The sequence below is a fragment of the Thalassolituus maritimus genome (genome assembly GCF_900156675.1).
In the GTDB taxonomy this organism is placed as follows: Bacteria; Pseudomonadota; Gammaproteobacteria; order Pseudomonadales; family Oceanobacteraceae; genus Thalassolituus; species Thalassolituus maritimus.
In genome coordinates this window covers 1-1417 of sequence record NZ_FTOH01000027.1, presented here as the reverse complement: position 1 = coordinate 1417, position 1417 = coordinate 1, and the positions used below count along the sequence as shown (strand labels likewise).

Sequence of the window (1417 nt, the reverse complement as noted above, 5' to 3'; positions counted from 1 at the left end):
ACGTATAGCGATCATAGTTTCTCTTTTTTGTTTGTCCCACACTGCACCTCTTTAATGAACAGAAAAAACTGTCCATGAAAGTGGTTACAGATCAGTGCGAGCTTGCGAGCATCCGGCAGCCGCAGGCTGCGTGGTGATGCGCTTGGTTATCTGTCATTTGCGAGAACCTCTTTGCATTTGGCCCAGATATCAGCCTTTTCCATAGAGACTAGTTTCTCGACAATGGGCCAGTCAGTTTCCCTGCCGCTTTCTCCCGTAGTTTTTCCGCTAAGAGGCGTAATATCTGAATTCCTGGGAATCCCTTTCTCGTCCAACATTGCGGCGATATTCTGAACTTTCATTTGAACAGATGAAACTGGACGCTTACCAAAGGTGGCCACTTTCTTTTCTGCAAGAAGGCCTCGACCAAAGCGCGCAATATAAGTGCAAAGAACTATCTCGTCTTCGGAATAGTAATTTTTCACCTAGCTTCTCCTGTACAGATAACGCTCCGCTAGAAGGCGAGCGAAGCGAGTCCCAAGTGAAGGCCACGCTTTTTCTGTGGCCGAAACGAATTTCAGCGCCTTGTTAACCATTACTATTTCCGGAGCTTGTATACAGCTGCAAAAGTTGCTTTGAGATTTCGGCTGTAGTTTTTTCCTTTAATTCAAGGTTAGACCCACCTAAATTTTCTAATATCTGCACTGACATGCCAACTGCGTTTATACGCTCAATAATCCCCATATATTCTTTAGCTTGTTGCATAGTAGACTTGTAAATGACAAGAAAGGTGGCGCCGATAAAGTTTACTAAGATACCGCTTACCGCAACCATAATTGACGGTTTAAACTTTTCAGGAGATTCATAAACATGAAAAACACCATAGCTTATTAGAGAGAAACCAAACAACATAACCAGTACAGTAAGCCAAAATATAGCCCTAACTTGATTTATATTTCGGTTAAGATAGCTTTCTAATTTTAATCTAGCCAAGTCCCATGCGGCCTGGGTTTCTTTTGGATTTTCTTCGTATCGACGTTCAACTTCTTCAATTTTTCTGTGTTGCTGAGAGGATTCTAATGCTCGCTGATATGAAATAATACCGAAAGTAAGAATTGCAGCCGCTGCCCCCAGGCTGACAGAAACAATTTCCGCAAATTTCTTATCAGTTATTTCGGCCTCACCCAGTATAACGAAAAGCATCGCAGCGGCGATGAGCAATAGAGATCCAGAAATAGTGTATCTTAGAGCTCTACCACCTTTCATCCAACTTTCAATTATCTCTGTTGCTAGTCCTAGCGGTCCATCAAGCATGACGTACTCTCGGTATATAATGGTATGGTTAACATCTATGGACACCCCTCATTGTGCAAGCGAAATCTGTCTTTGGTGTAGTGCAGCCATCTATTCGGATTCCACTTGGCCTGCAGGCCAGATC

General features: G+C 43.1%; 2 protein-coding genes. Both read right to left on the bottom strand.

Annotated elements, in window-relative coordinates:
* Positions 1-146 precede the first annotated feature (146 nt).
* Positions 147-464, bottom strand: coding sequence for a hypothetical protein (locus BW941_RS17570; RefSeq protein WP_076518278.1), 318 nt, complete (start codon positions 462-464; stop codon positions 147-149).
* A 103-nt stretch (positions 465-567) separates the two neighbouring features.
* The gene (locus tag BW941_RS17565; RefSeq protein WP_076518276.1) at positions 568-1293 is read right to left on the bottom strand and encodes a TRADD-N-associated membrane domain-containing protein; all 726 of its coding nucleotides are present in this window, start codon (positions 1291-1293) and stop codon (positions 568-570) included.
* Positions 1294-1417 lie beyond the last annotated feature (124 nt).

What these genes read in the sequence shown, in the direction of transcription:
- BW941_RS17565 (WP_076518276.1), bottom strand. Translation starts at nt 1,293, where the DNA reads ATGCTTGATGGACCGCTAGGACTAGCAACAGAGATAATTGAAAGTTGG.